This window comes from Aurantimicrobium minutum (genome assembly GCF_029894165.1).
Lineage (GTDB): Bacteria > Actinomycetota > Actinomycetes > Actinomycetales > Microbacteriaceae > Aurantimicrobium > Aurantimicrobium minutum_A.
Window position 1 is genome coordinate 121,182 of the sequence record NZ_JARXXU010000001.1, and the last position, 26,418, is coordinate 147,599.

Annotated in this window: 27 protein-coding genes, 1 tRNA gene and 1 other RNA gene; 11 read left to right on the forward strand and 18 right to left on the reverse strand. The window is 56.1% G+C overall.

Annotated features, from left to right (window positions below; genetic code table 11):
• The first annotated feature begins 14 nt into the window (after positions 1 to 14).
• Together M2119_RS00605 and M2119_RS00610 are read left to right on the forward strand one after the other, a co-directional pair.
• Complete coding sequence (locus M2119_RS00605; protein ID WP_280803043.1) at positions 15 to 2,624, forward strand: transglycosylase domain-containing protein; 2,610 nt, start codon at positions 15 to 17, stop codon at positions 2,622 to 2,624.
• Complete coding sequence (locus tag M2119_RS00610; RefSeq protein ID WP_280803044.1) at positions 2,624 to 3,571, forward strand: metallophosphoesterase; 948 nt, start codon at positions 2,624 to 2,626, stop codon at positions 3,569 to 3,571. The genes M2119_RS00605 and M2119_RS00610 overlap by 1 nt, the downstream gene beginning before the upstream one ends.
• On the opposite strand, the gene M2119_RS00615 is transcribed toward M2119_RS00610, so the two are convergent.
• Positions 3,568 to 4,644 (reverse strand): lipid II:glycine glycyltransferase FemX, encoded by a 1,077-nt coding sequence (locus tag M2119_RS00615; protein WP_280803045.1) that lies wholly within the window; start codon positions 4,642 to 4,644, stop codon positions 3,568 to 3,570. The two genes, M2119_RS00610 and M2119_RS00615, sit on opposite strands and share 4 nt — an antisense overlap.
• Before the next feature lie 66 nt (positions 4,645 to 4,710).
• On the opposite strand from M2119_RS00615, the gene murJ reads away from it, so the two are divergent.
• Complete coding sequence (gene murJ / locus M2119_RS00620) at positions 4,711 to 6,327, forward strand: murein biosynthesis integral membrane protein MurJ (RefSeq protein ID WP_280803046.1); 1,617 nt, start codon at positions 4,711 to 4,713, stop codon at positions 6,325 to 6,327.
• 52 nt (positions 6,328 to 6,379) lie between these two features.
• Complete coding sequence (locus M2119_RS00625; protein WP_280803047.1) at positions 6,380 to 7,216, forward strand: polysaccharide deacetylase family protein; 837 nt, start codon at positions 6,380 to 6,382, stop codon at positions 7,214 to 7,216.
• On the opposite strand, the gene M2119_RS00630 is transcribed toward M2119_RS00625, so the two are convergent.
• The 11 genes from M2119_RS00630 to ffs form a co-directional block, all read right to left on the reverse strand.
• Complete coding sequence (locus M2119_RS00630) at positions 7,213 to 8,526, reverse strand: UDP-glucose dehydrogenase family protein (RefSeq protein WP_280803048.1); 1,314 nt, start codon at positions 8,524 to 8,526, stop codon at positions 7,213 to 7,215. The two genes, M2119_RS00625 and M2119_RS00630, sit on opposite strands and share 4 nt — an antisense overlap.
• A 67-nt stretch (positions 8,527 to 8,593) precedes the next feature.
• Positions 8,594 to 9,256 carry a thymidine kinase gene (locus tag M2119_RS00635; RefSeq protein WP_280803049.1) on the reverse strand — a complete coding sequence of 221 codons (663 nt, stop codon included), beginning with the start codon at positions 9,254 to 9,256 and terminating at the stop codon, positions 8,594 to 8,596.
• On the reverse strand, positions 9,256 to 9,912 hold the full coding sequence (locus M2119_RS00640) for a DNA-binding response regulator (RefSeq protein WP_280803050.1): 657 nt from the start codon (positions 9,910 to 9,912) through the stop codon (positions 9,256 to 9,258). The genes M2119_RS00635 and M2119_RS00640 overlap by 1 nt, the downstream gene beginning before the upstream one ends.
• Positions 9,899 to 10,999 carry a hypothetical protein gene (locus M2119_RS00645; RefSeq protein WP_280803051.1) on the reverse strand — a complete coding sequence of 367 codons (1,101 nt, stop codon included), beginning with the start codon at positions 10,997 to 10,999 and terminating at the stop codon, positions 9,899 to 9,901. Before M2119_RS00645 ends, M2119_RS00640 begins: the two co-directional genes overlap by 14 nt.
• Positions 10,992 to 12,197, reverse strand: a complete 1,206-nt coding sequence (locus tag M2119_RS00650; RefSeq protein ID WP_280803052.1) for a sensor histidine kinase — start codon at positions 12,195 to 12,197, stop codon at positions 10,992 to 10,994. The genes M2119_RS00645 and M2119_RS00650 overlap by 8 nt, the downstream gene beginning before the upstream one ends.
• Positions 12,198 to 12,244: 47 nt before the next feature.
• Positions 12,245 to 13,720, reverse strand: coding sequence for a malate:quinone oxidoreductase (locus M2119_RS00655; RefSeq protein ID WP_280803053.1), 1,476 nt, complete (start codon positions 13,718 to 13,720; stop codon positions 12,245 to 12,247).
• A gap of 124 nt (positions 13,721 to 13,844) precedes the next feature.
• Complete coding sequence (locus M2119_RS00660) at positions 13,845 to 14,906, reverse strand: aspartate-semialdehyde dehydrogenase (protein ID WP_280803054.1); 1,062 nt, start codon at positions 14,904 to 14,906, stop codon at positions 13,845 to 13,847.
• Positions 14,903 to 16,168: an aspartate kinase gene (locus M2119_RS00665; protein ID WP_280803055.1), complete on the reverse strand. Its 1,266-nt coding sequence runs from the start codon at positions 16,166 to 16,168 to the stop codon at positions 14,903 to 14,905. The genes M2119_RS00660 and M2119_RS00665 overlap by 4 nt, the downstream gene beginning before the upstream one ends.
• Positions 16,169 to 16,280: 112 nt before the next feature.
• Positions 16,281 to 16,877, reverse strand: a complete 597-nt coding sequence (gene recR / locus M2119_RS00670; RefSeq protein ID WP_280803056.1) for a recombination mediator RecR — start codon at positions 16,875 to 16,877, stop codon at positions 16,281 to 16,283.
• Positions 16,878 to 16,879: 2 nt separating this feature from the next.
• The gene (locus M2119_RS00675; RefSeq protein WP_280803057.1) at positions 16,880 to 18,895 is read right to left on the reverse strand and encodes a DNA polymerase III subunit gamma and tau; all 2,016 of its coding nucleotides are present in this window, start codon (positions 18,893 to 18,895) and stop codon (positions 16,880 to 16,882) included.
• A gap of 72 nt (positions 18,896 to 18,967) precedes the next feature.
• Positions 18,968 to 19,064, reverse strand: an RNA gene (gene ffs, locus M2119_RS00680) — signal recognition particle sRNA small type.
• Between the two features lie 109 nt (positions 19,065 to 19,173).
• Between ffs and M2119_RS00685 the strand changes: the two genes are divergently transcribed.
• The 6 genes from M2119_RS00685 (at position 19,174) to M2119_RS00710 (ending at position 21,381) form a co-directional block, all read left to right on the forward strand.
• Positions 19,174 to 19,258 (forward strand) — tRNA-Ser (locus tag M2119_RS00685).
• Positions 19,259 to 19,376: 118 nt separating this feature from the next.
• Positions 19,377 to 19,775, forward strand: coding sequence for a VOC family protein (locus tag M2119_RS00690; protein ID WP_280803058.1), 399 nt, complete (start codon positions 19,377 to 19,379; stop codon positions 19,773 to 19,775).
• A 79-nt stretch (positions 19,776 to 19,854) separates the two neighbouring features.
• Entirely contained in the window at positions 19,855 to 20,121 is a 267-nt protein-coding gene (locus M2119_RS00695; RefSeq protein WP_280803059.1) for a muconolactone Delta-isomerase family protein, read from the forward strand.
• A gap of 56 nt (positions 20,122 to 20,177) precedes the next feature.
• Positions 20,178 to 20,447, forward strand: coding sequence for a hypothetical protein (locus M2119_RS00700; RefSeq protein ID WP_280803060.1), 270 nt, complete (start codon positions 20,178 to 20,180; stop codon positions 20,445 to 20,447).
• Positions 20,435 to 20,830 carry a type II toxin-antitoxin system VapC family toxin gene (locus M2119_RS00705; RefSeq protein ID WP_280803061.1) on the forward strand — a complete coding sequence of 132 codons (396 nt, stop codon included), beginning with the start codon at positions 20,435 to 20,437 and terminating at the stop codon, positions 20,828 to 20,830. The genes M2119_RS00700 and M2119_RS00705 overlap by 13 nt, the downstream gene beginning before the upstream one ends.
• Before the next feature lie 77 nt (positions 20,831 to 20,907).
• Positions 20,908 to 21,381, forward strand: a complete 474-nt coding sequence (locus M2119_RS00710; RefSeq protein WP_280803062.1) for a phage tail protein — start codon at positions 20,908 to 20,910, stop codon at positions 21,379 to 21,381.
• Position 21,382: 1 nt separating this feature from the next.
• Here M2119_RS00710 and M2119_RS00715 read toward each other — a convergent pair whose 3' ends face one another.
• Positions 21,383 to 21,811 carry a cupin domain-containing protein gene (locus M2119_RS00715; protein ID WP_280803063.1) on the reverse strand — a complete coding sequence of 143 codons (429 nt, stop codon included), beginning with the start codon at positions 21,809 to 21,811 and terminating at the stop codon, positions 21,383 to 21,385.
• 70 nt (positions 21,812 to 21,881) lie between these two features.
• Here M2119_RS00715 and M2119_RS00720 point away from each other — a divergent pair, with 70 nt between their 5' ends.
• On the forward strand, positions 21,882 to 22,085 hold the full coding sequence (locus tag M2119_RS00720; protein ID WP_280803064.1) for a hypothetical protein: 204 nt from the start codon (positions 21,882 to 21,884) through the stop codon (positions 22,083 to 22,085).
• Here the strand turns inward: M2119_RS00720 and M2119_RS00725 are convergent.
• The 5 genes from M2119_RS00725 to M2119_RS00745 all read right to left on the reverse strand — a co-directional run bounded on the left by M2119_RS00725 (position 22,082) and on the right by M2119_RS00745 (position 26,335).
• Positions 22,082 to 22,525 (reverse strand): hypothetical protein, encoded by a 444-nt coding sequence (locus M2119_RS00725; RefSeq protein WP_280803065.1) that lies wholly within the window; start codon positions 22,523 to 22,525, stop codon positions 22,082 to 22,084. The genes M2119_RS00720 and M2119_RS00725 overlap by 4 nt on opposite strands.
• Positions 22,526 to 22,551: 26 nt before the next feature.
• The gene (locus M2119_RS00730) at positions 22,552 to 22,908 is read right to left on the reverse strand and encodes a DoxX family protein (protein ID WP_280803066.1); all 357 of its coding nucleotides are present in this window, start codon (positions 22,906 to 22,908) and stop codon (positions 22,552 to 22,554) included.
• 82 nt (positions 22,909 to 22,990) lie between these two features.
• A complete protein-coding gene (locus tag M2119_RS00735) occupies positions 22,991 to 23,518 on the reverse strand; it encodes an ATP-binding protein (protein WP_280803067.1) in 528 nt (175 codons plus the stop codon).
• Positions 23,519 to 23,552: 34 nt separating this feature from the next.
• Positions 23,553 to 24,905: an argininosuccinate synthase gene (argG, locus tag M2119_RS00740; RefSeq protein WP_280803068.1), complete on the reverse strand. Its 1,353-nt coding sequence runs from the start codon at positions 24,903 to 24,905 to the stop codon at positions 23,553 to 23,555.
• 146 nt (positions 24,906 to 25,051) lie between these two features.
• On the reverse strand, positions 25,052 to 26,335 hold the full coding sequence (locus tag M2119_RS00745) for a saccharopine dehydrogenase family protein (RefSeq protein ID WP_280803069.1): 1,284 nt from the start codon (positions 26,333 to 26,335) through the stop codon (positions 25,052 to 25,054).
• Positions 26,336 to 26,418: the final 83 nt, after the last annotated feature.

The window sequence follows — 26,418 nt, forward strand, 5'->3', positions numbered from 1 at the left end:
ATACCCTAGAGTCTATGTTTGCCACAAAGCCTTCGAAGTCAGGCGTGGTCGGGGGACTGCTCGCATTTATCGGCATGAGTGCCGTTGCAGCCGTCCTGATCGCCGCTGCCGTTACCCCTGCAATTGCCGTCACGGGAGTGACAACAAACAGTGCACTGGGTGTCTTCGATGAGCTGCCTGACTACCTCAAGATCAACGATCTTGCTGAAAAGTCCAGCATGTATGCCAAGACTCAAGATGGCACGGAAGTCCTTCTGGCGTCGTTCTATGCACAAAACCGTATTACGGTTCCCCTCGAGCAGATTTCTCCTTACGTTGTCGACGCCGCTATCGCAACTGAGGACCCGCGTTTCTATCAGCACGGTGGTATTGACCTGATTGGTACTGCCCGCGCGATCATTTCCAATGCCACCGGCGGTGACGTCCAGGGTGGTTCGTCCATCAGCCAGCAGTATGTCAAAAACATCCTGGTGATGCGTGCAGAGGACATTGCAGACCCCGAGGCTCGCAAAGAGGCTTACTATGCTGCAACCCAAACCAGCATCGAGCGCAAACTCAAAGAGATGAAGCTGGCCGTCAGCATCGAATCCAAGTACTCCAAGGATGAGATTCTCAACGGTTACCTCAACATTGCCTCCTTCGGTGGACGCGTCTATGGCATTGAAGCAGCGTCGCAGTACTACTTCGGCGTGAAGGCAAAAGACCTGACTCTTCCCCAGGCCGCCAGTCTGCTTGCTACCGTGAACAACCCCAACAACTTACGTATCGATATTCCTGAGAACGTTGAACTCAACCAAGAGCGCCGTGACTATGTTCTCGGCCGCATGCTGGCAGAGGGCAAGATCACTCAGAAGGAATACAACGCCGCAGTAGCTGAACCTGTCACACCCGTGATTACTCCGTCGAGCACCGGTTGCCAGACTGCTGGTGGGGCTGCGTTCTTCTGTGACTACGTCACCTGGATTATCAAAAACGACCCTGCCTTCGGTGCGACCGAAGACGAGCGTTGGACCGCCTTCCAGCGTGGTGGCTGGAAGATCATGACCACCCTGGACACTGAGCTGCAGGCTGTCACAGAAACCGCCATCAACGAACGTGTTCCACGTATCGTGCCCGAAGGTGACATCGCGGGTTCTGCCGTCTCGGTCCAAGTTGGAACCGGGCGTGTTCTGGCCATGGCTCAAAGCAAGGATTACTCCTCAGATCCTGAAGTTGTGGCCTCCGGTGCGAACTACACGTCGGTCAACTACAACACCGACAGCAAGTATGGAAGCTCTACCGGGTTCCCCGTGGGCTCTACCTACAAGATCTTCACCATGATTGAATGGCTCAAGCAAGGTCACGGCCTCAACGAAGTTGTTTCGGGCAAAGTCAAGGACTGGAAGATGTCCGAGTTCAAGAACAGCTGTGAACCCACCGGCGGCCCGAACTGGCGCCCCGTGAACTATGCAGGCGCCTTCGACTCGACCACCTCTGTGATGAACGCGTTGAAGAACTCCTACAACCTCAACTTCGTCACGATGGCCTCGAAGATGGACCTGTGCAACATTCGCAAGGATGCCGAAGCGTTCGGAGTCCACCGTGCTGACTACGGCACTCTCAAGTCCAACCCTGCAACCATCATTGGTACCGAGGAAATTGCTCCGTTGACTATGGCCGTTGCCACGGCAGGTATTGCTAACGACGGTAAGACCTGTACCGCCATCGCCATTGATGAAATCACGGACTACAAGGGAAAGAAGATCTCTCCCCCTAAGTCCAAGTGCACACAGTCCGTGACTCCAGCTATTGCTCGCACCGCGGCATACGCCATGGAGAACGTTCACTCCGCTGGTGGTACCGCAGCTCGTGCCAACCCGAACGATGGTGTGCCCTGGATTGCAAAGACAGGTACCTCTGATAACGCCGAACAGAACTGGATCATTGGCTCGACCACCAAGGTCGCCACCGTGGTCTGGCTAGGTAACGTCACGGGTCACGTTGCGCTCTCCAGTGTTGATTTCACGGGTGGCCGTCAGTACAACACGAAGCAAGATATCTTCCGGGACATCATGACCCTGGCCAATGCACAGTTTGGTGGTGACCCTTTCGGAGCACCTGACGCCAACCTGGTCAAGGGCAAGTCAGTCACCGTTCCTGCTATCAACGGCCTAACCAAGGAACAGGCGAAAGCACTAATCGAAAGCGTTGGACTCACCTTTGAAGACGGTGGGGAGATGGATTCGGAACTTCCGAAGGACACTGTTGCAAAGTCTGAGCCTGCCCAGGGTGAACCCACTGCAGTAGGTGGCGAAGTGAAGGTCTACTTCTCCAACCAATCACTTGTTGCTGGTCCTCCTAACGTTGTTGGCTTGGATGAAACCAAGGCAAGGAGCGCCCTTACGTCGGCAGGTTGGACGGTTGGCCCCACTGTAGAAACCCCTATCCCTTCTGCACAGTGTGATGTTGTGGATCCCAACCCAAACCCCAACCCTGCTCCAACTCCAACTCCAACCCCATCCAAGACACCTTGTCCTGGGCAACCCAACCCGCAACCGGTTGGTACTCGGTTGGTAACTGCTCAAACACCGGTGGGCGGATACATCAAGCCCAACACAGTTATCACAATCACTGTCCAGAAGTAATGGGGAATTCTTCAGCTTTCGGCCGCGATGTCCTCCTGGGCATCGGGCTGGTTGCTGTCGGAACCCTGGCCTGGGGGATGTTGGTTGAACGCAATGCCTTCACTCTGCGCAATGTAGAAACGAAGGTGCTGGAACCAGGAGCCACCCCGCTTCGAATCCTGCACATTTCTGATCTTCACCTTGCTCCGTGGCAAAAGGCAAAGATGGAGTGGGTCACCTCGCTCGCGGAGCTTGCCCCGGACCTCATCGTGAACACCGGGGATAACCTCGGCCACGTCAATGCCCTTCCCGCTTTACGGCAGACCCTGTCCGCATTCCAGGGAATTCCTGGAGTGTTTGTCAACGGCTCCAATGACTATTTCGCGCCGGAATTCAAGAACCCCTTTACCTACTTTGCGGGGCCTTCGAAAGCCAAGTCCGTTGCCACCCGCTTGGACACCGCGTCCCTGATGGACTTCTTCACCGAGAATTTGGGCTGGGCTAACCTCAACAACTCGGCAGCTTCGGTCACCTTGGGTGGTCGCCGTCTCGATTTCATGGGCGTGGATGACCCCCATCGCTCGTTTGACTCTCTGTCGCGAATGGAACGCTCCCTCGAAGCGCTGCAGTCAGAGGACATCATCGAAGACAGCACACCAGAACTCACTATTGGTGTTGCCCATGCCCCATACCAACGCATCCTCAACGAGTTCGTCTCGTTGGGTGCGGAAGTGATCTTTGCCGGCCACACACATGGCGGTCAGGTCTGTGTTCCTGGCTACGGTGCATTGGTAACCAATTGCGATATCCCTCGCGACCAGGTCAAGGGTTTGAGTACGTGGCACCACGGCGGTCACTCCGCGGCTCTCAACGTCTCTGCAGGCCTGGGAACGTCCATCTATGCTCCCGTGCGCTTTGCGTGCCCGCCTGAGGCCACACTCATCACACTGACAGCTCGGGATAGTTAGAAATAGACCTCTTTGCGGAACATGCGGTTGAGCTTGCCGGCAATGCGGTAGCCAAACGTGTTCCAGCGGTTCACGGCTGAGGGTTTAATCACCAGGTCATAGGTTCCCGTGCGATCAATCACCGTGGGACTCAGACTGGTCTTGAACATGCCAATACCGTGCAGATGGTGTGAGGGATCTTTGAGCTGATCAGAAGGTGGGCAGCCCATCATGTCGTAACTGGAAGCTTGTCCGCGCGCTTTGTGCCATTCAATAATGTGCCACTGCAGTGCATGGCTGGCGCCATACGCCTTGCGATCCCGGATCGACGCACCATCTTTGTACCAGGCCTTGGTGCCCATCCAGCCGGTGTAAGCGCCGGCCACAACGTCGCCGTCGACGTAGGCGAAGAACATCTTGCCCTGGTCGCGGTTGGCGTATTCGTTCCAGAAAGACACGTAGTACTCGTAGGTGCGAATCATGAAACCGGCGTCATCACCGGTGACACCGAGCAAGCTATACATCCGGCGCATATTCTCCTCAGAAAGAGGGACTTCCTGCACCGTAACACCGTCACGTGCAGCGCGGCGAATGGCATAACGACCTTTCTGCGGCATCTCGGCCAAGATGGTGTCGATATCTGGCGTCAGATCGAGCATGACGGTCGAGGAAATGGGCTGGACGTTATCAACCTTGACGAGGCCTGCAGAGGCGAGGGTCTTTCGCGCCTGATCGTTATCAGGAAGTTCTGACTCGAGCTTGACCAGGAATACTCCCTGCTCGTGGGCGAACGATTTCAGAGCGGGAACAATCGCTCCAAGCTGCTGGGCAGAGCCAAAACCAGGGCCCGTGGGGGAATACCAGAGGAGGCCGAAGCCGGGGATCTTGCGTTCAATGAACAGTGCGGCAACCAGCGGAGCATCGGCAGTATTGGCCTCATTGAAGATGAGGTGGCGAGGAGTCCAGCCGCCCAAAGCTTTCGCAATAGCGAAGCTTTCCGCCTGATACATCGCTCCCCCATCAGGGTTCGCCACAACCAGATTGTCCCAATTGGCAATCTCTGCGTCGGTCGCGAAGCGCACTGGAAGAGTCATCGAACTAAGCTTAGAGCACGGAGTGTGGCTTAACTTGGAGCCCCCGGCAGTGGAAGGAAACCTCTCATGGCCTCTTCCACGATTGCCCGCGCAAGCACCCTGATGGCGGCTGGAACGACGGCGTCTCGTGTTCTGGGCTTTGTCAAAGCGATGGTGTTGGCCACCGCGATTGGTGTGACCGCCTCCGTCGGTGCTGACTCTTTTGCAGTCGGAAACATGCTCCCCAACAGCGTCTATATGGTGCTCATCGGCGGCGTGCTCAGCGCTGTACTGGTACCTCAAATCGTGCAAGCGATGGCTGGGCACGATGGCGGCAGTGCGTATGTAAACAAACTCGTCACCATCGCGATGGTGTTTTTGCTGGTCATCACAGGTATCGCGATGGCCTGCGCGCCACTGCTGGTTCGCCTGTATGCCATGGCGTGGTCGCCAGAGCAACTAGCCTTGGCAGTCGGCTTTGCCTACTGGTGTTTGCCCCAGATTTTCTTCTATGGCCTATTCAACATTTTGGGTGAAGTTCTCAATGCCAAGAAGGTCTTCGGCCCTTCCTCCTGGGCGCCGGTGCTCAACAACATTGTTGCCATCACCGGACTTGTGATCTACATTGTCGTCTTTGGTGCAGACCCTGATGGTAACCGCGGCGTCAATGACTGGGAGCCCGCACAAATTGCTCTTCTGGCCGGTAGTGCCACGTTAGGCGTCATCATTCAGGCGGTTATTCTCTCTGTTGCCTGGCGCAAGGCAGGCATTCGTTACCGCCCTGACTTTGTCTGGCGCGGAGTTGGATTTAGCGCTTTGGGCAAAATCGCGGGCTGGTCGCTGGCCACCGTGATTGTGATGCAGTTGGGCGGGATCGTCACCACGAACGTGGCCAGCACTGCCTCTGGCCAGGGAGCCTCGGTTGCTGCCCTGCAATATGCCTGGCTCATTTTTATGTTGCCGTATTCGATCTTGGCTTTCTCCATAGGCACTGCGTACTTCACTCGGTTAGCCGAGCATGCCCGCAATGACAGACCAGAGGATATGCGCCAGGATGTCTCTGCTGCATTACGCGTCATAGGCCTGGTGATGACCGGCTCTGCTGCCATCATCTTTGTCACCGCGCCCTTTATCGCTCTTGTTCTGATGGATGGCGCGAAGCCTGCCGATATTGCTGCACTAGCGGTAGTCATCATGATGTATATCTTGAGCCTGACACCGTATGGCATGTTGTTCGTGATTCAGCGAACCTACTTCGCGTTCAACGACACTCGCACGCCCTTCTTCTTCACGGTGCTCCAGATCACCGTGTTTGTAGCTGGTTCTCTGCTGGTCCTCGCCTTCTCCCCCGTCAACCTCATCGCTGCCATGTTGGCACTCTCGTTCACAATTGCGACCATTATTCAGGTCACCGTGGGATTGATCTTTTTACGTCGCAAGATCGGTGGGATTGAGGGTAAGCGCGTCTTTGTCAGTCACCTGAAATATGCCATTGCCGTGGTTCCCACCGTGGTTGCTGGCTATCTCATGCTGCAACTGAGCGCCGCCTATTTCGATACGGATGAACTCTTCCTCGTTATCCTCGAAAGCATTATTTACGCCGGGATTTTGGGCAGTATTTACCTCGGCACGCTGTGGTTGCTGCGCTCTGCAGAAATCGCTGAATTGCTCACACAGGTGAAAGCCAAAGTTCGCAAACAGTAAAGCTTCACCGGTTACACTGTCCACAAAGCGTGGCCGGTAAGGGGTGACAGACATGGAAAGACGGACTTTCCTAGAGCTTCTTGCTGCCGGCGTCATCACGGCGGCCACCGCGACTGCGGCAGGCTTTCTGGTGCCCAGGCTTATCGAAGATAAGAATGCTGCGGGCTTTGGAACACAGGGTTCCCCGCTTCCCAAGATGGCCCGTGACGACACCGTCTATCCCACAGGTCAACCCTTCGTATTTGATGCTCCCTCCATCACCAAAATCCCGGTTCCCTACGGCACAATTAACGCCATTCCAGAATTTCCCGGAACATTCGCGCTCACGGTCGACGACGGCATTTCTAGTGAGGTCGTCCGTGAATACACGCGTTTTTGCAAGCGAACGGGCATGCGCATGACTTTCTTTGTCACTGGTCAATATCCTTCCTGGGCAGATAATGCCTCTGCTTTGCGGCCGCTGGTAGAGAGCGGCCAAGTTCAGTTGGCCAATCACACGTGGTCACACCCATCCCTGCTCAAAACCAGTGACGGCGGCGTGACGGATGAGCTCGGAAAGACGCATGACTTCTTGTTCAAGACCTATGGCGTGGATGGAACCCCCTACTTCCGTCCCCCGTTTGGAAATCATGATGCTCGCGTGGACAGCATCGCTGCCCGCCTGGGATACACCACCCCCGTGATGTGGCACGGATCATTGTCCGACGCTGGTCAAATTACGCCAGAGCAGCTCCGAGAATTTGCACACAAATGGATTGGCGAACAACGAATCGTGATTGGCCATGCCAACTTCCCCGCGGTAACACAGTGTTTTGATTACATCACTGAATTGATTCAGGAACGGAAATTACAACCGGTGACCCTGAACGACCTGTTCCTCAAGGCTTAGGGGCGACCCAGGCTGCTGTAGTGGAAGCCCTCTGCTCGCCACTGCGCAGGGTTCAACACGTTTCGGGCATCCACGATGCGCTTGTGTGTCATGAGATCTCCGACGCGGCGTGGATCGAGTTCAACAAACTCAGGCCACTCGGTCACCAATACTGCAATGTCTGCGCCGAGGAGTGCCTGATCTACGTTCTTCGCAACGACCAGCTCAGGGAAACGCTTCTGCGCTGCCCCCATGGCTTCAGGGTCATATGCAACAACTGTTGCTCCTGCTGCCACAAGGCCGAGGGCAACGTCTAAGGCGGGGGAATCACGAACATCATCCGAGTGTGGCTTGAAGGCGAGCCCCAAAACAGCAACCGTCAGACCGGTTTCAGCACCGCCACCCTCAGTGAGCACCCGCTCAATTACCCGTTGACGCTGGCGCAGGTTGATGGCGTCCACTTCACCCAGGAACGCAACGGAATCTCCCAGACCAAGTTCCTCAGCACGGGCAGAGAAGGCCCGAATATCCTTAGGCAAACATCCCCCACCAAAGCCCACACCGGCGTTGAGGAATCGACGTCCAATACGAGTGTCATATCCGATGGCATCTGCCAGCTCGGTCACGTTCGCTCCGGTAGCTTCTGCAATCTCGCTCATCGCGTTAATGAAACTAATCTTGGTGGCCAAGAAGGCATTCGCCGCCGTCTTCACGAGCTCAGCGGTGGCCAGGTCTGTCTCCACAACAGGAACTCCGCCGGCAATCGCGGTGGCATAGACCTCATGCAACGCTCTGAGGGCAGCATCATGGCCTGTGCCCTGGGCGACCCCAAAGACGAGACGATCAGGCGCGAGGGTATCCTTCACCGCAAAGCCTTCACGCAAGAACTCTGGGTTCCATACCAGCGTGGCGGTGGAGCCTGCAGTCAGTAACCGTTCTGCTAACCGCTCAGCGGTTCCCACTGGAACAGTGCTCTTACCGACAACAATGTCCTGGGGGCCGAGGTGAGGAATGAGCGCATCGAGAGCTGCATCGACGAAGCGGAGATCTGCTGCGCCACTAGCATCACTTTGAGGTGTGCCGACAGCAATAAAATGCACGGTGGCCCCTGCAACATCAGCCATTTCCGTGGTGAAATTCAGTCGTCCTGAGGCTAACGAGGTGGAAAGGATCTCGGGAAGGCCTGGTTCAAAGAACGGAGGTAGCCCAGCCCGGAGTGTTGCGATCTTCTCAGCATCAACGTCAACAGCAATGACGTCATGGCCCAGGTCTGCCATCGCGGCTGCATGCACAGCACCGAGATAGCCACAGCCGATGACAGAAACTCTCATGAGTTAAACACTAACTAGTCGCGTGACCGTCGAGCACAGGCCGAAGTGAATATCGCGTAAACCGTGATTAGCTAAAGTCAGGGTCTGGCTCGAAGGAGTATGCAACAGGCCACTGGCGGCGGCCTGCATTGAGCACACCATTGCTCTCGATGAGGTAGCAGTTACCGCAGAGAGGCTCGTAGTTCACGGCCACACCATCAATTGCAACCTGCTCACCGTCGAAGATGAACCGCTCGTTGTATTTGCGAGCGTTAAAGATGGCTTTAGATCCACAGCGGCAGATGGTCTTGAGTTCATCAATCTCGTGCGCGATTTCGAGCAGGCGACGAGAACCGGGGAAGGCCACGGTTTGGAAGTCGGTGCGAATACCAAACGCCATCACGGGAATGTCCTCGAGCAATGCAATACGCAGAAGGTCATCAACCTGAGCTTCGGTGAGGAACTGTGCCTCATCGATCATGAAGCACTTGACGTCAGCACCGGTCTTGCGGATGACTTCTTCGCGCTCGTGCTGGAAGAGTCCGTAAACGTCGCTCTCTTCGGCAATGACGAAGTCAGAGCGACGGGTAATACCCACACGGGACAGAATGCCCATGTCGCCCTTCAGGTCGATTGCGGGCTTGGAGAGAATGACCGAGTGGCCACGTTCTTCGTAGTTGTAAGCGGCCTGGAGCATCGCAGTGCTCTTGCCGCTGTTCATCGCGCCATAACGGAAGTAAAGCTTGGCCATTAGGTCAAATATCCATCCTCGGCTGCACGCCGAACCAAATCTGCCCGCCGGGACGCGGGTCTATCTGCTCTAGCGTACTTCTCGCGCACCCTTCTCAAGTACGTTTTCGCCGTCTCAAATTGAACATTCATTGACTCTGCCACCTCATTTGTGGCTAACCCTTGGCAATACAGGACTAGAGCCCTCTCTTCACCGGCGCTCAGGCGTGGTCGAAGGACTGCGTCGGCGTGTTGAGTGGGCGAATTTCCGCCCAGCGAAGGCACTCCTTGGGGCTCCATACCCACCAGGGAACGAATTCTGGCCGCCACAATGGCCATCGAAGTGGACTTGTCGAAGAAAGCATCTGCGCCAGCACCCATGATGCGGTCGACAAGTTCCTCTCCACCCAATGCACTCATCACCACAACCGTGGCACCCGCTGCTTTACAGGTCAGCACTCGAGCCTCTATCGAGACAGGTTCTGCGAGTTGATAATCCATCAACACAACCCGTGCCGGGAATTTAGAATCAGCCAAGCACCTGGCCCACGATGTTTCCTGGACAGTGACAACAAAGTCAGTGGCATGACTGTCAAACCAGCTGGAAATACTGTCCACGAGAAGACCGTGGTCATCGAGCACGGCTAACGTCACGGGTGGCTTGTTATGAGCTTGCATAGTAGAACATCACATTCACTTGACCATCTTTATCGATGAAACGCACATCTTCGAACACCACATACATCACTCGAAGGAAGGAAGCCATATCGGTTCTCAATTTGCTGGATTTGGTGGCCGTATCTGCTTCTGTTCCTTGAATGACAAACGACAACTTCGAGCTGACAGGGTCCGTCCGCAGGGAGACCACAATGTTCGTCACACCGAAACTGGCGAGGCCACTGAGGAGTGCAGAAATAGAGGACTGCGCGGAGAGGTCAAGCTGTGGAAGGACCCGCTCGGGATCATGCAGAGTACAGCCCGCACGCTCCACCCACGTTTGCTGTGAAAGTTCAACGAGTTGCGCTCGAATATCCTGGGAGAGCGAACGAGCTTTCTGAATATCCTGCTCCGTCACACGACCAGATTCCAGCAGCGACAGAAAGAATGCGCGGGGCTGCTCGGTCAGAGGCAGTGAAAGCTCTGGATTTCCCACGAGGGACGGGGCAACCGGTGACTCTGCCATTGTTTTCTGCCATGCCCGAAGAATGCGGGTCGCCTTGTTCGTATAGCTGGCCTGCCCCAACACGATGATGGCAATCAGGCTCACCCCAGAGACGGCGTAATACAGAGCACCAAAGGGAAGATTTTCATCTCTCCCATCGAGGTAGAGCACCGTTCCTAAGGCTAGAACAGCAGCGAGGCCTGCAAAATGTTGATCCGGAAGTGAACGATACCCACTCGAGGCAGCAAACATTAGTGCTAAACCGACGGGCCCCCACATGGTTGTCAGCGATGTGTAACCGTGTCCATCCGACGCTATTTGGAGGGCTGCTGCAGAGATGGCAAGAAAAACAAAGATGCTGTAATTCACTCGGCGATAGGGCGCATTCCTGGGTGCGGAGGACCACAAATGCACCACAATTGCTGCCGTGAACAGAACAACGGAAAGCAGCAATAACCAGCCGTTACTGGTGTGAGGGAAATTTGCGACCGAAACAAAGACAGCGAATGACCAGGTCGAAATACTGATGAATACCGAAACGTCCCAGCTTGTTCCTGCAGCTAACGGGTCGATCTGTTGCATGGTGCGTTCTGGATTACGCATCTGTGTCACCCCGTTCCACCGGAAGTTGCAACATCACCGCTGTGCCTTGGCCCTCGCTCGACCAGATTCGAACCGTTCCGCCGCACTGTTCGATCCGGTCACGAACCGAAAGCTTGAGCCCCATACGATCCTCAGGGATCGCATCAACCTCGAAACCACTGCCCCCATCGATGACGGTGATCGTAATGTTTTCCCCAGCGTTGAGAATCACCACTTCGACAGCATTTTGACCGGAGTGACGTTTCACATTGGTCAAACATTGTGACAAAGCTCCCACGAGAGCCTCCACGTGATCCCCACTGAGCAAATTCAATACGCCCGGATCCCCACTGAGGTTGACGCTTAATCCTGATGCTTCTGCCTTCGAAATCACCTCAGAGATAACATCTGGGTGGTCTTCAGCAGTGTTGCCTGGTACCTGAGTCGCAGACCACGTCACGGGAGTGTTGGACTCGAGGACCGCCAGTTGCGACTGCAGCGCTTCGCGGAGGGGGTCCTGCAACATTCCTGGTTTCGTAGCAGAAATTACTGCCAAGTTGGCCAAAACGGTGTCATGAAGTTCTGCCGCAACAGCACGGGCCTGCACGCTGCGCTCCGCATCGGTCGCAATTTCCTCGGCACTGCGATCAAAGGTGACTTGAAACTTTGTATTTGCTTCGAGGAGTCTCGGAGTTGCAATGATCGCGATACACACAATGACATAGCCGATGAGCAGACGAATATCGAAAGCATACGTCCCTCCAGCAACCACAGCTCCGGCAAAAGTTGCGATGTTTGCGACGACGTATCCCACGGCCGCCCAGGCCAACCTGTCACCGGTTCGCGTGGCGGCACCACTGGCCGTCACCAGCGCAAAGCCCACCAACGTTAGGGGCAGGAACATGGTCGAGTCCACCTGATCGGTGTTGGTAAACACAACCCAGGTGGCGAAGGCTAACGAGGTTCCCAGCGTGCCGATATAGAGCGCCACGGTCAGTGGAGACATAGGGGTAAACATCACGCGCCACAACACGAAACCTGGCATCCCAATGGCCACACCAGCTGCGACAAAAGTCCAGTTCTGTTCATGTACTGCAATGACCAGTAACAGTAGCTCAGCCAGGATGACCGCATACGCGGAATAGACCAGGAACAGACGGGAGAGTGCTTGGGCAAAGAGGACGGGCGCGAGCTTGCTGGGTATACCTAACTGCTGCATGTCACACCCCCCTTGTGTTTGTGTTGGCTATCGCCTACAAGTCTTCCCTATTTGGAGAGTTTGAGAGCCTTTGCTGATGCTGCGAAAGACTTCTTAGCCACGTCGGGGTTGTCTGAGAGGCGTGTTCCGAAGCTCGGGATCATCTTGGTGATCTCTGGCTCCCATTTCTTGAAATCGTGAGGGAAGCAGCGCTGGAGAACATCCAGCATGACGGGGACGGAGACAGAAGCTCCCGGTGACGCACCGAGCAGACCTGCGATGGTGCCGTCTGCGGCAGAAATGACTTCCGTACCGAACTGGAGAACACCCACCTTCTTGGGGTCCTTCTTCATCACCTGAACGCGCTGTCCAGCTGTGATGAGTTCCCAATCCTCGTGCTGTGCATCTGGGAAGAATTCACGCAGAGCGTTGAGTTTCTTCTCGGGGCTGGCCACAACTTCGCCGACCAAGTACTTGATCAGGTCAAGGTTGGTCGCACCCACAGCAACCATGGGAAGAATGTTGTTGGCACGAATGGAACCGGGAAGGTCAAACCAGGATCCTTCTTTAAGGAACTTGGGCGTGAAGCCCGCAAATGGTCCGAACAAGAGTGATTTCTCGCCATCGACCACACGGGTGTCGAGGTGGGGTACGGACATGGGTGGTGCACCCACGGATGCCTTGCCATAGACCTTGGCCTGGTGGCGAGCGACGATGGCGGGGTTGGTGGTGCGGAGGAATTGTCCCGAGATGGGGAATCCGCCGAAGCCCTTGGCTTCCGGAATACCGGCGCTTTGCAACAGCGACAATGCTCCGCCACCGGCGCCGACAAATACGAACTTGGCGGTGAGCTGATGAGGAGTGTTGCCGACGGAGTCACGCAGCTTAATTTTCCAGTGACCATTCTTGAGCTGGGTCAAGCTCGTCACCTGCTTGCCCGTGCTCAGCGTGGCACCGTTGGCGGTGATGTAGTTGAGGAGCTGTCTGGTTAGTGCGCCATAGTCAACGTCTGTCCCGGAGGTGATACGGGTTGCCGCGATGGGCTCATTTCCGGTGCGACCGTCCATAAGCAAGGGCGTCCAGGTGCCGATGACGGCAGGGTCCTCGGAATATTCCATCCCGGCGAAAAGGGGCTCATCCTTCAGCACAGTGAAGCGCTTGCGCAGATACTCCACGTTGTCCTGACCCCACACGAAAGTCATGTGGGGGGTGGAGTTAATAAACGACGTGGGGGCATCCAACATCTTGGCGGCAACCATATATGCCCAGAACTGCAGAGAGACCTGGAACTGCTCATTGATCGCAACAGCTTTGGAAGCTTCTACGGAACCGTCAGGTGCCTGCGGCATGTAGTTCAGTTCACACAGGCCTGCGTGACCGGTACCGGCGTTGTTCCACGCGTTGGAGCTTTCCTGGGCAACCTCACCCAGACGTTCAAAAACCTGAATACTCCAGTCGGGTTGGAGCTGCTTAATCAGAGCGCCGAGAGTGGCACTCATGATGCCGCCACCAATCAGGGCAACGTCGACTGTCTTTGCATTCACATCCGCCAGTTTACGGGGAAATAGGCACGTGCTCGTGCCTCGGGTATCCCACCTACCGGGAGGAAAAGCTGAAGGCCACCCGAGAGGAACTCTCAGGTGGCCTTCGAAGCGTCAACAGAACGGGCTACGACTGGTCCGCCGCAATCAGTTCCGCAATCTGGACGGCGTTGAGGGCAGCACCCTTACGCAGGTTGTCGTTGCTCACAAACAGCGCCAGGCCACGGCCACCGTCGACGGTTTCGTCAGCACGAATACGTCCGACGAAGCTGGGGTCCGCACCTGCGGCCTGCAAAGGCGTGGGAACTTCTTCCAGCTGAACACCGGGTGCCGTCGCGAGCAATTCACGTGCGCGTTCTGGAGAAAGTGGCTTCCCGAACTCTGCGTTGATGGAAAGTGAGTGCCCGGTGAAGACAGGAACGCGAACGCAGAGGCCTGAAACCAGGAGACCTGGGATTTCAAGAATCTTGCGGCTCTCGTTACGAAGCTTCTTCTCTTCGTCGGTTTCGTTGAGACCGTCTTCCACGATGGCACCTGCCAGCGGAACAACATCAAATGCAATGGTCTTTACATACTTGACCGGTGCGGGGAAGTCGATGGCTGAACCATCGTGAACGAGGTCCTCCAAGTTGCCCTGCTCCACGGCTGCACGAACCTGGTTAGCCAATTCTTCAGCACCGGCAAGACCCGAACCAGATACCGCTTGGAAGGTGGTGACGCTCATGCGCTCCAGGCCCGCCTCAGCATGCAACACCTTGAGTGCGGGCATAGCCGCCATGGTGGTGCAGTTAGGGTTCGCAATAATGCCCTTCGCAGCCTGCTTGATGGCGTGAGGGTTGACTTCAGAGACCACCAGTGGAACCTCGGGGTCCATGCGCCATGCAGAAGAGTTGTCGACAACGGTCACACCCGCTGCAGCGAAGCGAGGCGCCTGGGCGCGGGAAGCGGTAGCTCCCGCGGAGAACAGAGCGACATCGATGCCGGAAGGATCGGCTGTTTCCACGTCTTCCACGACAACGTCGTGACCAGCAAATGGAAGTACTGTTCCAGCCGAACGTGCAGAGGCGAAGAAACGAATCGACTTCACGGGGAAGTTACGCTCCTCGAGGAGGCGACGCATGACCTTACCGACCTGGCCGGTTGCACCGACCACGGCAATGTTGAGCCCCTCGGGGGCAATCGCGGTCATCGGCCGGTTCCCGCGTGAACGACAGCCTCAACATCAGAGTCAAGACCGAATGCAGTGTGAACCTTCCGCAGTGCTTCGTTGAGCTGGTCAGCACGCATGATGACCGAGATTCGAATCTCGGACGTGGAGATCATGTCGATGTTGACACCCGCTTCAAACAGTGCGGTGAACAGTTGAGCAGAGACACCCGAGCTGGTGCGCATCCCGGCACCGACGACGGAAAGCTTGCCAATGTTTTCGTCCAGGGCCAGGTCTGTGAATCCCACCTGCGACTGAGCAGCCTGAAGAGCAGCCAGAGCAGCATCAGCCTCTGCCTTGGGCAGGGTGAAGGAAATATCGGTCTGACCTGAGCCACCAGAGGACACGTTCTGCACGATCATGTCAATGTTGATGTCTGCCTCGGCCACGATCGTGAAGATCTGTGCTGCCTTACCTGGCACATCTGGAACACCTGCGACGGTGATCTTGGCCTCGCTCAGGTCACCAGCAACACCGGTGATGATGGGCTCTTCCACTGTTTCTCCCTCCGTGGGGTTGTACACAATTGTTCCCTCGTCGGATACGAACGAGGAACGCACGTGCAATGTCACGCCGTGACGGCGGGCATATTCTGTTGCGCGAATGTTGAGAACTTTGGCACCGCTGGCTGCCAGCTCGAGCATTTCTTCGCTGGAGATACGGTGAATCTTGGACGCGTTGGGAACCACACGAGGATCGGCAGTGAAGACACCGTCCACGTCGGTGTAAATCTCGCAGACATCTGCCTCGAGTGCCGCAGCCAATGCCACAGCAGACGTATCCGAACCGCCACGGCCCAAGGTGGTGATGTCACCGGTCGAGCGGTTGAAGCCCTGGAAACCAGCCACAATGGCGATGTCGCCGTCTGCTACGGCATCACGCAGACGACCGGGGGTGACCTCCACGATGCGAGCAGTTCCGTGCTGGGCATCGGTGATCATGCCTGCCTGGCTCCCGGTGAAGGACTTTGCTTCATATCCGAGCGAACGCACAGCCATCGCAACCAAAGCCATAGAAATACGTTCACCAGCGGTGAGAAGCATGTCGAGTTCACGGGGTGCGTGGGAGGAGGACACTTCGTTCGCGAGGTCCATCAGTTCGTCCGTGGTGTCGCCCATGGCAGAAACCACGACCACAACGTCGTTTCCGGCCTCTTTGGTCTCGACAATGCGCTTGGCGACGCGCTTGATGCTCTCAGCATCTGCGACGGAAGATCCGCCAAACTTCTGCACAATCAAGCTCACGGTAGATAACTCCTGGAAAACAAAGAGAAAAGCTCGCGGCTGCATTTCACACGAGCAGGAGTCTCTATTCTACGGGGAGTTTCTGGCATGTTTCGCCGGAAAAGAGCCTCCGCTAGGAAACGGTACGACGACCCTCAAATGCACGGCCCAGTGTGACTTCATCTGCGTATTCCAGGTCTCCGCCGACGGGAAGACCCGAAGCCAGACGTGAAACTTTAATTTCGAGGGTTTTCAAAAGTCGTGAGAGATAGGTCGCCGTTGCTTCGCCCTCAAGATTGGGGTCTGTCGCAATGATGACTTCGGTGACCGTGCCATCAGCCAACCGAGTCATGAGTTGGCGTATACGCAGATCATCGGGTCCGATACCGTCAATGGGACTGATAGCTCCGCCGAGCACATGATAAAGCCCACGGAATTCGCGAGTGCGCTCAATGGCAACCACATCTTTAGCTTCTTCGACAACGCAGATATATGTGGGGTCACGGCGAGGATCCCGGCAAATACCGCAGGTGACTTCTTCACTGACGTTGCCGCAGATGTCGCAGAACTTCACCTTCTCGCGCACCTCGACCAGGACAGAGGCAAGGCGGGAAACATCAAAGGATTCCGTCTGCAGAATATGGAACGCAATGCGCTGAGCAGACTTGGGCCCAATACCTGGCAGACGCCCGAGCTCATCAATGAGTTCTTGAACTATCCCGTCGTACATTCCTAGACCTCAGGAGTGACGATTGGGGTGGGAGCAGTTACTTCTTCTGCGATGAACTTGGCATCAAGCAATTCCCGCACAACGGCTTCGCCGTATCGGGCATCTTCGACAGCAGCCTGTTCCGGGGTGAGCTGCTTCACGGGCTGTACAGGAACATCAGCGGGTGTCTCCACCACAACCTCTGCAACAACCTCTTCCACCATGAGCACGGCAGGAGTATCTCCACCTGGAATGGCCACAACATCCCACCCGTCATCTGAAGGAGCTTCAGGAAGTGGTGGTTCCTCTTCCAGATTGACAGGTGGCTCCTGGGGAAGCGGCGGCTCTTCTTCTGCTGGTGCAGGGGTTGCAAACTCGCGAGGCGCGTTCGGCGATGCTGCAGGTGCGGGAACCGAACCGGTCGGGGTCAGGCGATCAATGGGTGCCGTTGCGGTGGTGTCACTCGAGACTTTAAAGGCTACGCGAACACCGAGAGTGTCCACGATGGCTTGGCGCAGAATCTCGTGCACACCGCCGGGCACACCCTTTTGAGGTCTAAAGGATGCCGCATCTGCTTCATTGCTGAAAACCAATGTGAGCACGTCATCTTCCAGAGAGCGCACCTGTGCCGAAACAACGACTAGCCACGCGGCGCGGCTCTTCTTCTGAATGAGATCCAAGACGGAGGGCCATGCCTCGAGCAGCTCTCGCGTTCCCACGGGACCCGTGGGAACAACAACCTGAGGTGCTTCCACCTCGGCTGCAGGAGCAGGTGCAGGAATTGCAGGAACAACAGGAGCGTGAACCTTTTCAACGGGCGCAATGGCTGGCGTTGAAGTGCCAGAGGGCGCAGGGGGAGCAGACGGCGCAGCAACAGCAGGTTTTGCTACCGGGGCAGCAACAGGTGCTGCAGCTGCAGACCCAACGGCGGGAGCACCCCCCGCGCGAACCAGCAGGCGGGCAATCATGAGCTCGAGGTGCAGACGGGGAGATGTTGCTCCCGTCATTTCGGTGAGAGAAGAGTTCACCACATCTGCCGCACGAGAGAGTTCAGCTGAACCAAAGTTTGTTGCCTGGGCCTGCATACGTTCGAGTTCATCCGCAGGGATGCCGCGAAGCACAGCGGTTGCGTTTGCGCCCGTGGCGGCAACAAGAATGAGGTCACGCAGGCGCTCGAGAAGATCTTCCACAAAACGACGAGGGTCCTGGCCCGTGTGAATCACCCGGTCCACAGCATCAAACGCGGCCGCGGGATCGGCAGCTGCGAGGGCATCCACGGCTTCATCCAGGAGAGCGCTGTGGGTGTATCCGAGGAGGGACACTGCACGCTCATAGGTGACGGCATCGTTTTCAGAACCCGCAATGAGTTGATCGAGCAGAGACAGGGTGTCGCGGGCGGAACCGCCACCCGCACGGACGACGAGTGCGAGAACTCCCGGCTCCACGCTGATCTTCTCTTGTGCACACAGGCTCTCGCAGTACTCGAGCATCTGTGCAGGAGGAATCAAACGGAAGGGATAGTGGTGGGTGCGCGAGCGAATGGTGCCGATGACCTTTTCCGGTTCGGTGGTCGCGAAGATGAACTTCACGTGCTCGGGGGGTTCTTCTACCAACTTGAGCAAAGCGTTAAAGCCTTGCGGGGTGACCATGTGGGCCTCATCGAGGATGAAGATTTTGTAGCGGTCACGCGCAGGAGCAAAGACGGCACGTTCACGAAGGTCGCGAGCATCATCGACACCGTTGTGACTGGCGGCATCGATCTCGACGACGTCGAGTGAGCCACCACCATCTCGGGAAAGTTCCACACAGCTCGGGCACACACCACAGGGTGTATCGGTGGGGCCTTCTGCACAGTTGAGGCATCGGGCCAAGATTCGAGCAGAGGTCGTCTTGCCGCAGCCACGGGGTCCACTGAAGAGGTAGGCATGGTTGACCCGGTTGGTCCGCAGCGCCGTCATCAGCGGTTCGGTGACGTGGGATTGCCCAATCACGTCAGCGAAAGATTCTGGCCGGTAACGGCGATACAGTGCGGTAGCCACAGCTCAATCGTACTTGGCTTAGCCGACATCGCAGCCAGGCTGGTGGGGATAACCTCACGCTCTGAGCACAATAAAAAGGACCCCTCGCGCACCCGCCAGAGCCCGGTTACCCTTGCTACGTTTCCGTCCTGGGGGAGTTGGCCTGGATGGCGCCACGCGAGGAGCCAGTTACAAGTGTAAAGCACACTCCGAGGGTGCATCCACGCGAGTTCGTCAGCACCCCGTGGAAGCAGTTAGAATATTTATGTTGTCCTCTCACGCAAGTGAGCGGGTCGCGAGGAGGATTCGCCTAGTGGCCTATGGCGCACGCTTGGAAAGCGTGTTGGGTTAACGCCCTCGGGGGTTCGAATCCCCCATCTTCCGCGGTGGCGAAAGCCAACCGATAACTGGTTGAGACAGTTGAAATGCCCCTGAGAAATCGGGGGCATTCTCATTTCCCCCAGGACTATCGAGTCTTGAACTCCGCCATTACAGTGAGTTCATGCTCACCTCCATCTTTGTTAATCTCCCTGTCGCAAGTGTCCAGAAGTCTGTGGAATTCTTCACAGAACTCGGCTTCACGTTTAACGCGCAATTTACCGATGACCAATCAACCTGCATGATCGTCAACGAAACCATTTACGTGATGTTGATTGAGCATGAAAAATTCTCCGGTTTCATCGACAAACCGATCGCTCCCACGACCTCCACCGAAGCCATTTTCGCTTTCTCGTGTGAATCAATCGATGAAGTGAAGTCCCTGTCCGAGAAAGCTTTTGGAATGGGTGCCAGGCGAATCAACGACCCGGAAGACCATGGCTTTATGTTCAGCTGGGGTTTTGAAGATCTCGATGGACACCTGTGGGATTTGTTCTGGATGAACCCGGACCACGTCAACTAGCGCACAATTAACAATCGCCCAGGAATAAAGCTTGTTCCCTGAATGTTCTAGACCTCAACAACAAACAATGGAGTCACAAATGAACGCGTTTATGGTGGTGTGTACTTTTAAGCCTGGAACAAACATGGATGACGTCTTTGCTGTTGTCGCAGAAGAACAAGCGGCAGTGCAGTCGTTGCAAAGCGCAGGTCGACTCGAATCGGTGAAACTTTCTCTCGGCCGCGGGACTGTGTTCCTGGAAGTCAGGGCAGAAAACCCAGTCGCTGCCGCCACAACGGTTGAAGAGCTCCCCATGGCCAAGTGGTGGAATCTAGATGTCTTCCCCTTAGGTGCACCCTCGGCCTAATTCGAAGTTCACCTATAGGCGGTGTAACACTTAGAACAAAGTGTTACACTTTGACTATGCCCACCGCGCGTCAACGACACATGATTACCGAGACTGCTCCCATCGAACGCGCCCTCGATGAAGCGAGTGCCTTGTGGCCTGAGGTTGCTTCAGAGAGAAGCAAACTTTTGCAGAAAATTCTGTCGGAAGGCATAGAGGCAGTTCACCTCCGCGTCGAAAATAAGAAACTCGACAGAGAACGAGCAATCCGTGAAATAGCGGGCAGCATGAACGGGGTATGGCCACTTGGCTGGCGTGAAGAGTTATTGAACGAATGGCCCGAGTAATTGTTCTGGACGCTAATGTCCTGATCGCACTGCTCTCCTCACAGGACGCTCATCACGGATGGGCTGTTGATCTCTTCATTGACTCTGTTGACGACACACTTGTTATTTCTTCACTTACCCTTTCCGAGGCAATGGTCCACCCAGCACGTAATGGACAGATAGATGTGATGTTGAGAAACATCACATCATTAGGGATCAAGGTTGCCCCGCTCGATCAGGCAGACAGCATTAATCTTGCTTACGTCCGTGCACGCACTCAGTTGAGAATGCCCGACGCACTCGTTCTTCACACTGCGATAGAACACCATGCCTCCCTCGCAACTCTTGACGCCCGACTGGCACAAGCCGCCCAGAGTGAGGGCCTGAACGTCATTTCTTTGTAGCACTTGTGTACATTGTGTGTAGCCCTGACCCTAAGCTCGGTTGAAGGCTAAAGTTTCAACTCGAAGAAGGTCACGCATTGGGAACACCCATAGATTTCGTCAACGTCTCCACAACTGGACTCGAGTCTTCCCCCTGGGCGGACAACCTCGCTGGTCTGCGAGCTAATGAGGCCCGCTACTTCAAAAACAAGTACGACATAGTTTTTGAAACTACCCCTGCCAGCGAAGCCCCCGAGCTTGTGGACTACGTGGCCAAGGTTTTACTCGAGCGCGACATTGTGATCTCCTCAAAGCCGCTCGAAGTCACCGAGATGATGGTGGACGCTGCCGAAGGTCTCGTGCGCTGGACCTATGTGTTCTATGAAAGCGGTCTGGCTGTCAACGTGCTGTACACCGTGGACTCAGCGAAAAAGCGCGCCGTTGGCTTCAAGCTCTCTATGGGCATGGACATTCCCGAGGAGCTCGCGACAAAGTTTAAGTTTGCGCGCATGAAGTCCAAGCTTGCCGGCGAAATTCGCGGCAGCTTTTTTGTTGTGAAGGGTGAGTACTAACTCACCACAACATGGGACGTTCGACGTCCTTGGTGGCATCGTCCGGGAAGTGGGCAAGCTCCGTCGAACCTGCACGAATACACAACCACTGCAGCTGCCCCGTGCCGCCTGGCGTTGCACGCCATGTGCGCCACGTTCCTGGACTCACCCGCACAACTGATCCAGCTGCGACCTCGACCAGATCATCGCCGAGGCCCATCTGGCCCTCGCCGGCGAGGAAAACATACAGTTCCTCCACGTCGGAGTGGGTGTGCCAGTATCCGGCTTCTTCGCCTGGTTCCAGCGCATTGGCTGTCATGCCGATGTATTGATTTGTCATCTCGTGGTCAACCACGCGGCGACCATCTCGGGACGTATCAGGTCTGAATCCTCCGAAGTGTTCACGCCAGGAATCAGGGGCACCAATGTTGACGACTTCATATCCGCTCATGTCCTCAAACTAACAGGCCACTGCGGGCGTGGCTATTGCCTTTGAAGAATTTCAGGAGAAGACTGCAGATATGAAAAATCCCTGGGTTCGTGGAATTTACATCTTTATCGTTTTCACGTGTATTGCATTCACGGTCAACATGGTCATTAGCGGAGGAACCGTAGGTTCCGTGCTGTTGACCAGCGCGATCTCTGGCGTCCTCTTTGCTGTGTTGTTCTCGATCTATCTCTCGGTTGTGGCCAAACGTCGAGCTCAAGCACAGCAGAAAGACTAGTTCGCCACCAAGAACAACATGTATTGCCCGCCACCAGAAGCGATCTGTGTGGTCGCGTCGAGATCTGGCGCGTACCGGGAGAGTCGATCCAGCAACCACTCGGACGCCTGGTCGGCATCTTCCTGACTGGGGCAGCGGGCAATGACTTCCCGGCCACCCTTGCGCTGCAGGCGATCCACCGTGGCGACAATGGGCGAAGGGTCGACGACCAAGAGCTCGGGCGACCAGGGAACGACAGGTGCCTTCTTACCCTTCATGGTGTTGCAGTCACGGTGCGCGAGACGCTCGATAGTGACGACGTTCTTCTTCGTCTTCGCAACGGAGTAGCTGTCCACGCTGGGGCCACGATCGGAGTTCACCGACGCATCGGGGTCCACGGGGGCATCACACAACCAGCAGCGCCAGTTATCGCGCTCGCCTACTTCGTTTAAATCACTCATGCTTTCAGGCTAAATGATGTTTCGAGTTAGGCCACCATGAAGAGCGCCACAACAGCCAGCAAAACGGCCAACACAATGCTGGGGATAGCTCCCTTTGTGTCTTTCTGACGCAGGTGCCAGATGGCTGCACCAATCATGAGGATTGCGAGGCAGACAGCCGCAACAAGTTGAAGAATGCCCAAGCCCACCGTGCCGGGCAGCACAAGACCCATACCACCGAGAAGTTCAGCCCAGCCGATCAGGCGAACATTCCGAGTACTGAAGTCGTTGACCCAGGGCATTTTGACTGCAAGTTTTTCGATCGGCTGAAACGCTTTCGTCGCCCCCGCAAAGACAAAAACGAGTGCCAACAGAACGTTGAGAATAGACAGCGCAATAACCATGAGAAACCTCCCGAGAAAATGGAGGCACCCCAACGTCCCCCACTACCAAGACTAACCCCCGTGGGGTCTGGAATATTCCTGATTAGAGCCGCTCGAGGATGAAGGCAACACGTTCTTCTGCCGACAGCACGGGAACTCGGACAACATCAAAAGACATGGCCTCATATGTTGCAACGAGAAAGTCCTGAATCTGTTCTTGGGTGTGCGTGTCTTCGATGCGTGAGCCATCATCGTGCAGCGTCAGCAAATCGAGAATGAACACCCGTCGATAGCGGGCCCGTTCTGAAGCTGCGTGAATCTCGGCGTCCTCCTCAATCTGGAGAAAGTGTGCATAAGCCAAGCCATCGGGAATGCCACGATCCAGAAACACAATCTCGTTCGGATCGAGGGAAGATTCCGTGGCGAGTTGGCGTTTGAGAATCTCCTGCTGAAACTCGTGGGCATCGCCCCGAATCTCTTCCAGGGGGCGCCCCTTGGCCATCTCCTCTTCGATGATGGCGCGAGCCTGCTCATCGGTGACGTGATACCCGCGTTCCCGGAGCAGACCAATGGTGGTGCTCTTACCGGAACTGGGACCACCACTGATCACATACCAGGGAGGTGAATCCACTGAGCTCATCGTGAGGACCACAAAGTAGTAGGAACTACTTCTTTCCCTTTTCCAGAGCAGCAGCCTTGAGGTCACCCATCAAAACAGCCGCGCCGCCTTCAACAATGCCCTGAGCTGCATACTGCTCGAGACGCTCACGGGAGTCTGCGATGTCCAGGTTGCGCATGGTGAGCTGACCAATACGGTCTTCGGGACCAAAAGCTGCATCTTCCACGCGCTCCATCGAGAGCTTGTCAGGGTGGTAGCTGAGAGCTGGGCCTGAGGTGTTCAAGATGGTGTAGTCGTCACCGCGACGCAGGCGCAAAGTCACTTCACCGGTCACAGCAGAACCAACCCAGCGAACAATAGATTCGCGCAGCATGAGCGCTTGTGGGTCGAACCAGCGACCTTCATACATCAGGCGACCCAGACGACGACCTTCGGTGGCGTAGTTGGCCAGGGTGTCTTCGTTGTGTATTGCGTTGAGCAAACGTTCGTAGACGATGTGCAGAAGAGCCATTCCAGGTGCTTCATAAATACCGCGGCTCTTCGCCTCGATGATGCGGTTCTCCACCTGGTCAGAGATGCCCAGACCGTGGCGACCACCGATAGCGTTTGCTTCCAGAACCAGAGCAACAGGGTCGTCGTAACGCTTGCCGTTGATCGAGACAGGGCGACCTGCCTCGAAAGCAACCGTCACTTCTTCGGTCTTGACGTCCACATCGTCACGCCAGGCGGCAACGCCCATGATAGGGGTGACCAAGTCCAGACCCTGATCCAGGTGCTCGAGCAGCTTTGCTTCGTGGCTTGCGCCCCAAATGTTGGCATCGGTCGAGTAGGCCTTCTCTTTCGATGCACGGTAGGGAAGGTCGCGGGCGAGGAGCCATTCGCTCATCTCGTGACGGCCACCCAGTTCTTCGACGAACTCGGCATCCAGCCACGGCTTGTAAATGCGCAGGGCAGGGTTGGCCATCAGACCGTAGCGGTAGAAACGCTCGATGTCGTTGCCCTTGTAAGTGGAGCCATCACCCCAGATGTCCACGCCATCTTCATGCATGGCGCGAACGAGCATGGTGCCGGTTACAGCACGACCCAAAGGGGTGGTGTTGAAATAGGTCTTGCCTGCGGTGCGAATGTGGAAGGCGCCACACTGGAGTGCGACAAGTCCTTCTTCGACAAGAGGCCCGCGGCAGTCAATCAGGCGAGCAAGCTCAGCACCGTATTCCAGGGCGCGAGCAGGAACGCTGTCAATATCTGGCTCGTCATACTGGCCGATGTTGGCGGTATAGGTGCAGGGAATTGCACCCTTTTCACGCATCCACGCCACAGCAACAGAGGTATCAAGACCACCAGAGAATGCAATACCGACGCGCTCGCCCACGGGCAGAGAAGAAAGAACCTTAGACATGACTCAATTCTACTGAGACAACTCTGTTCGGTTTTTCTCCACAGCTCCAGCTGCCTGCAGAGAAAACTCTGGCGTTCGATTCATTCAGCTGTCACACTGAACAGATAGTGAGGGGGTCGACTGCATAAGTCGGCCTCCTCTTTTTTTTATGAAACCGGTGGGCGTTCTTCCAATCCCCACGCTTGGCCATAGCCACCCTCGGACTCGGGTTGTGCCATCAGAGTGAGGAATGGCACGGCATCAAATGCTTCAGGTCCGAGAACACCGGAGCCGGACCACGTGCCCGCGGCAAGGAGTTCGAGGGCAATCACCGGGTTGAGCGCGGTCTGCCAGACGACGCACTGGCTCTCATACTCGGCCATTGTCCACTCGTTATCACTGACGTGATACAGGTACACCTCACGAGGACGTCCGTCTTTACCTCGGCCCGTGACCCAGACCCCCGCACACGTTTTTCCGGTCATGCGAGGACCAATGGTGGCCGGATCCGGCAGGGCAGCAGCAACCACGTCACGGGGTGCAACCATAACCGGGCCGGCGGCACTTCTCACCTTCAGGGGTTCAATCGAATCTAATCCCAGCTGATGCAGGGTTTTCAAAATCCCAATGAATTCATCACCGAGTCCGTATTTGAAAGTGACCCTCTGTGCATCGAGCCACCGGGGCATCATGAGCACTTCCTCATGCTCGACATTCACGCACTCCACCGGTCCGATGCCTTCGGGAAATACAAATACTTCAGGCTCGCTAAACGGTGGGGTGGTGAACCAGCCGGTGTCTTTCTCCCAGATCACAGGAGGGTTGAGGCATTCCTCAATGGTGGTCCAGATGCTGAAGGACGGGGCAAAGATTTCGGTGCCATCCTCATCGCGCACGACCAGGTTTGCCCCGTCACGTGTGCCGAGCTCATCGATGGAGCTAAACAGGTGATCCTGCGCATAGCGAGCAAAGACGTTGGACATGCCTGGCTCCACGCCAATGCCAACAAGTGCCAGTCGACCTGCCTTCTCCCATCTGTCAGCGTCAGCGAACTGCTCGTCGCCGAGCTTGAGACCGGTTTCTGCATAGGGATTGGTGGGGTGGGGCAAAGAGAGAGACATAGCCATGTCGAGATAGTCGGCGTTGGCCGCTAAAGCCCCCGCAAAGATGGTTTGCACAAACTTAGGCTCCACCGCGTTCATGACGTGTGTCGCGCCGTGGCGCTGTGCAACCTCGGCGACACTGTCCGGGTTCGAGGCATCAATCTGGTCGGCGACGAACCGTCCCTCGATCGCGGCAGCGCCATGCTTGCTCGTCAACCAGGCGATAGTGCGCTCGGCACGAGTGATGTCATAGTCGGTCACCACCATGAGCTCAAAGAACGACCGACGTGCGGAAATCTTGGCGATAGCGTCACCGACGCCACCAGCACCAACAAGCAGAATTCTCATATTCCTGACGCTACTCCTCTGAACGCGAGCTGTCGCTGAGACTTTGCCGACAGTAGTCTGGTGGAGAAGACGAAACCCGTCCA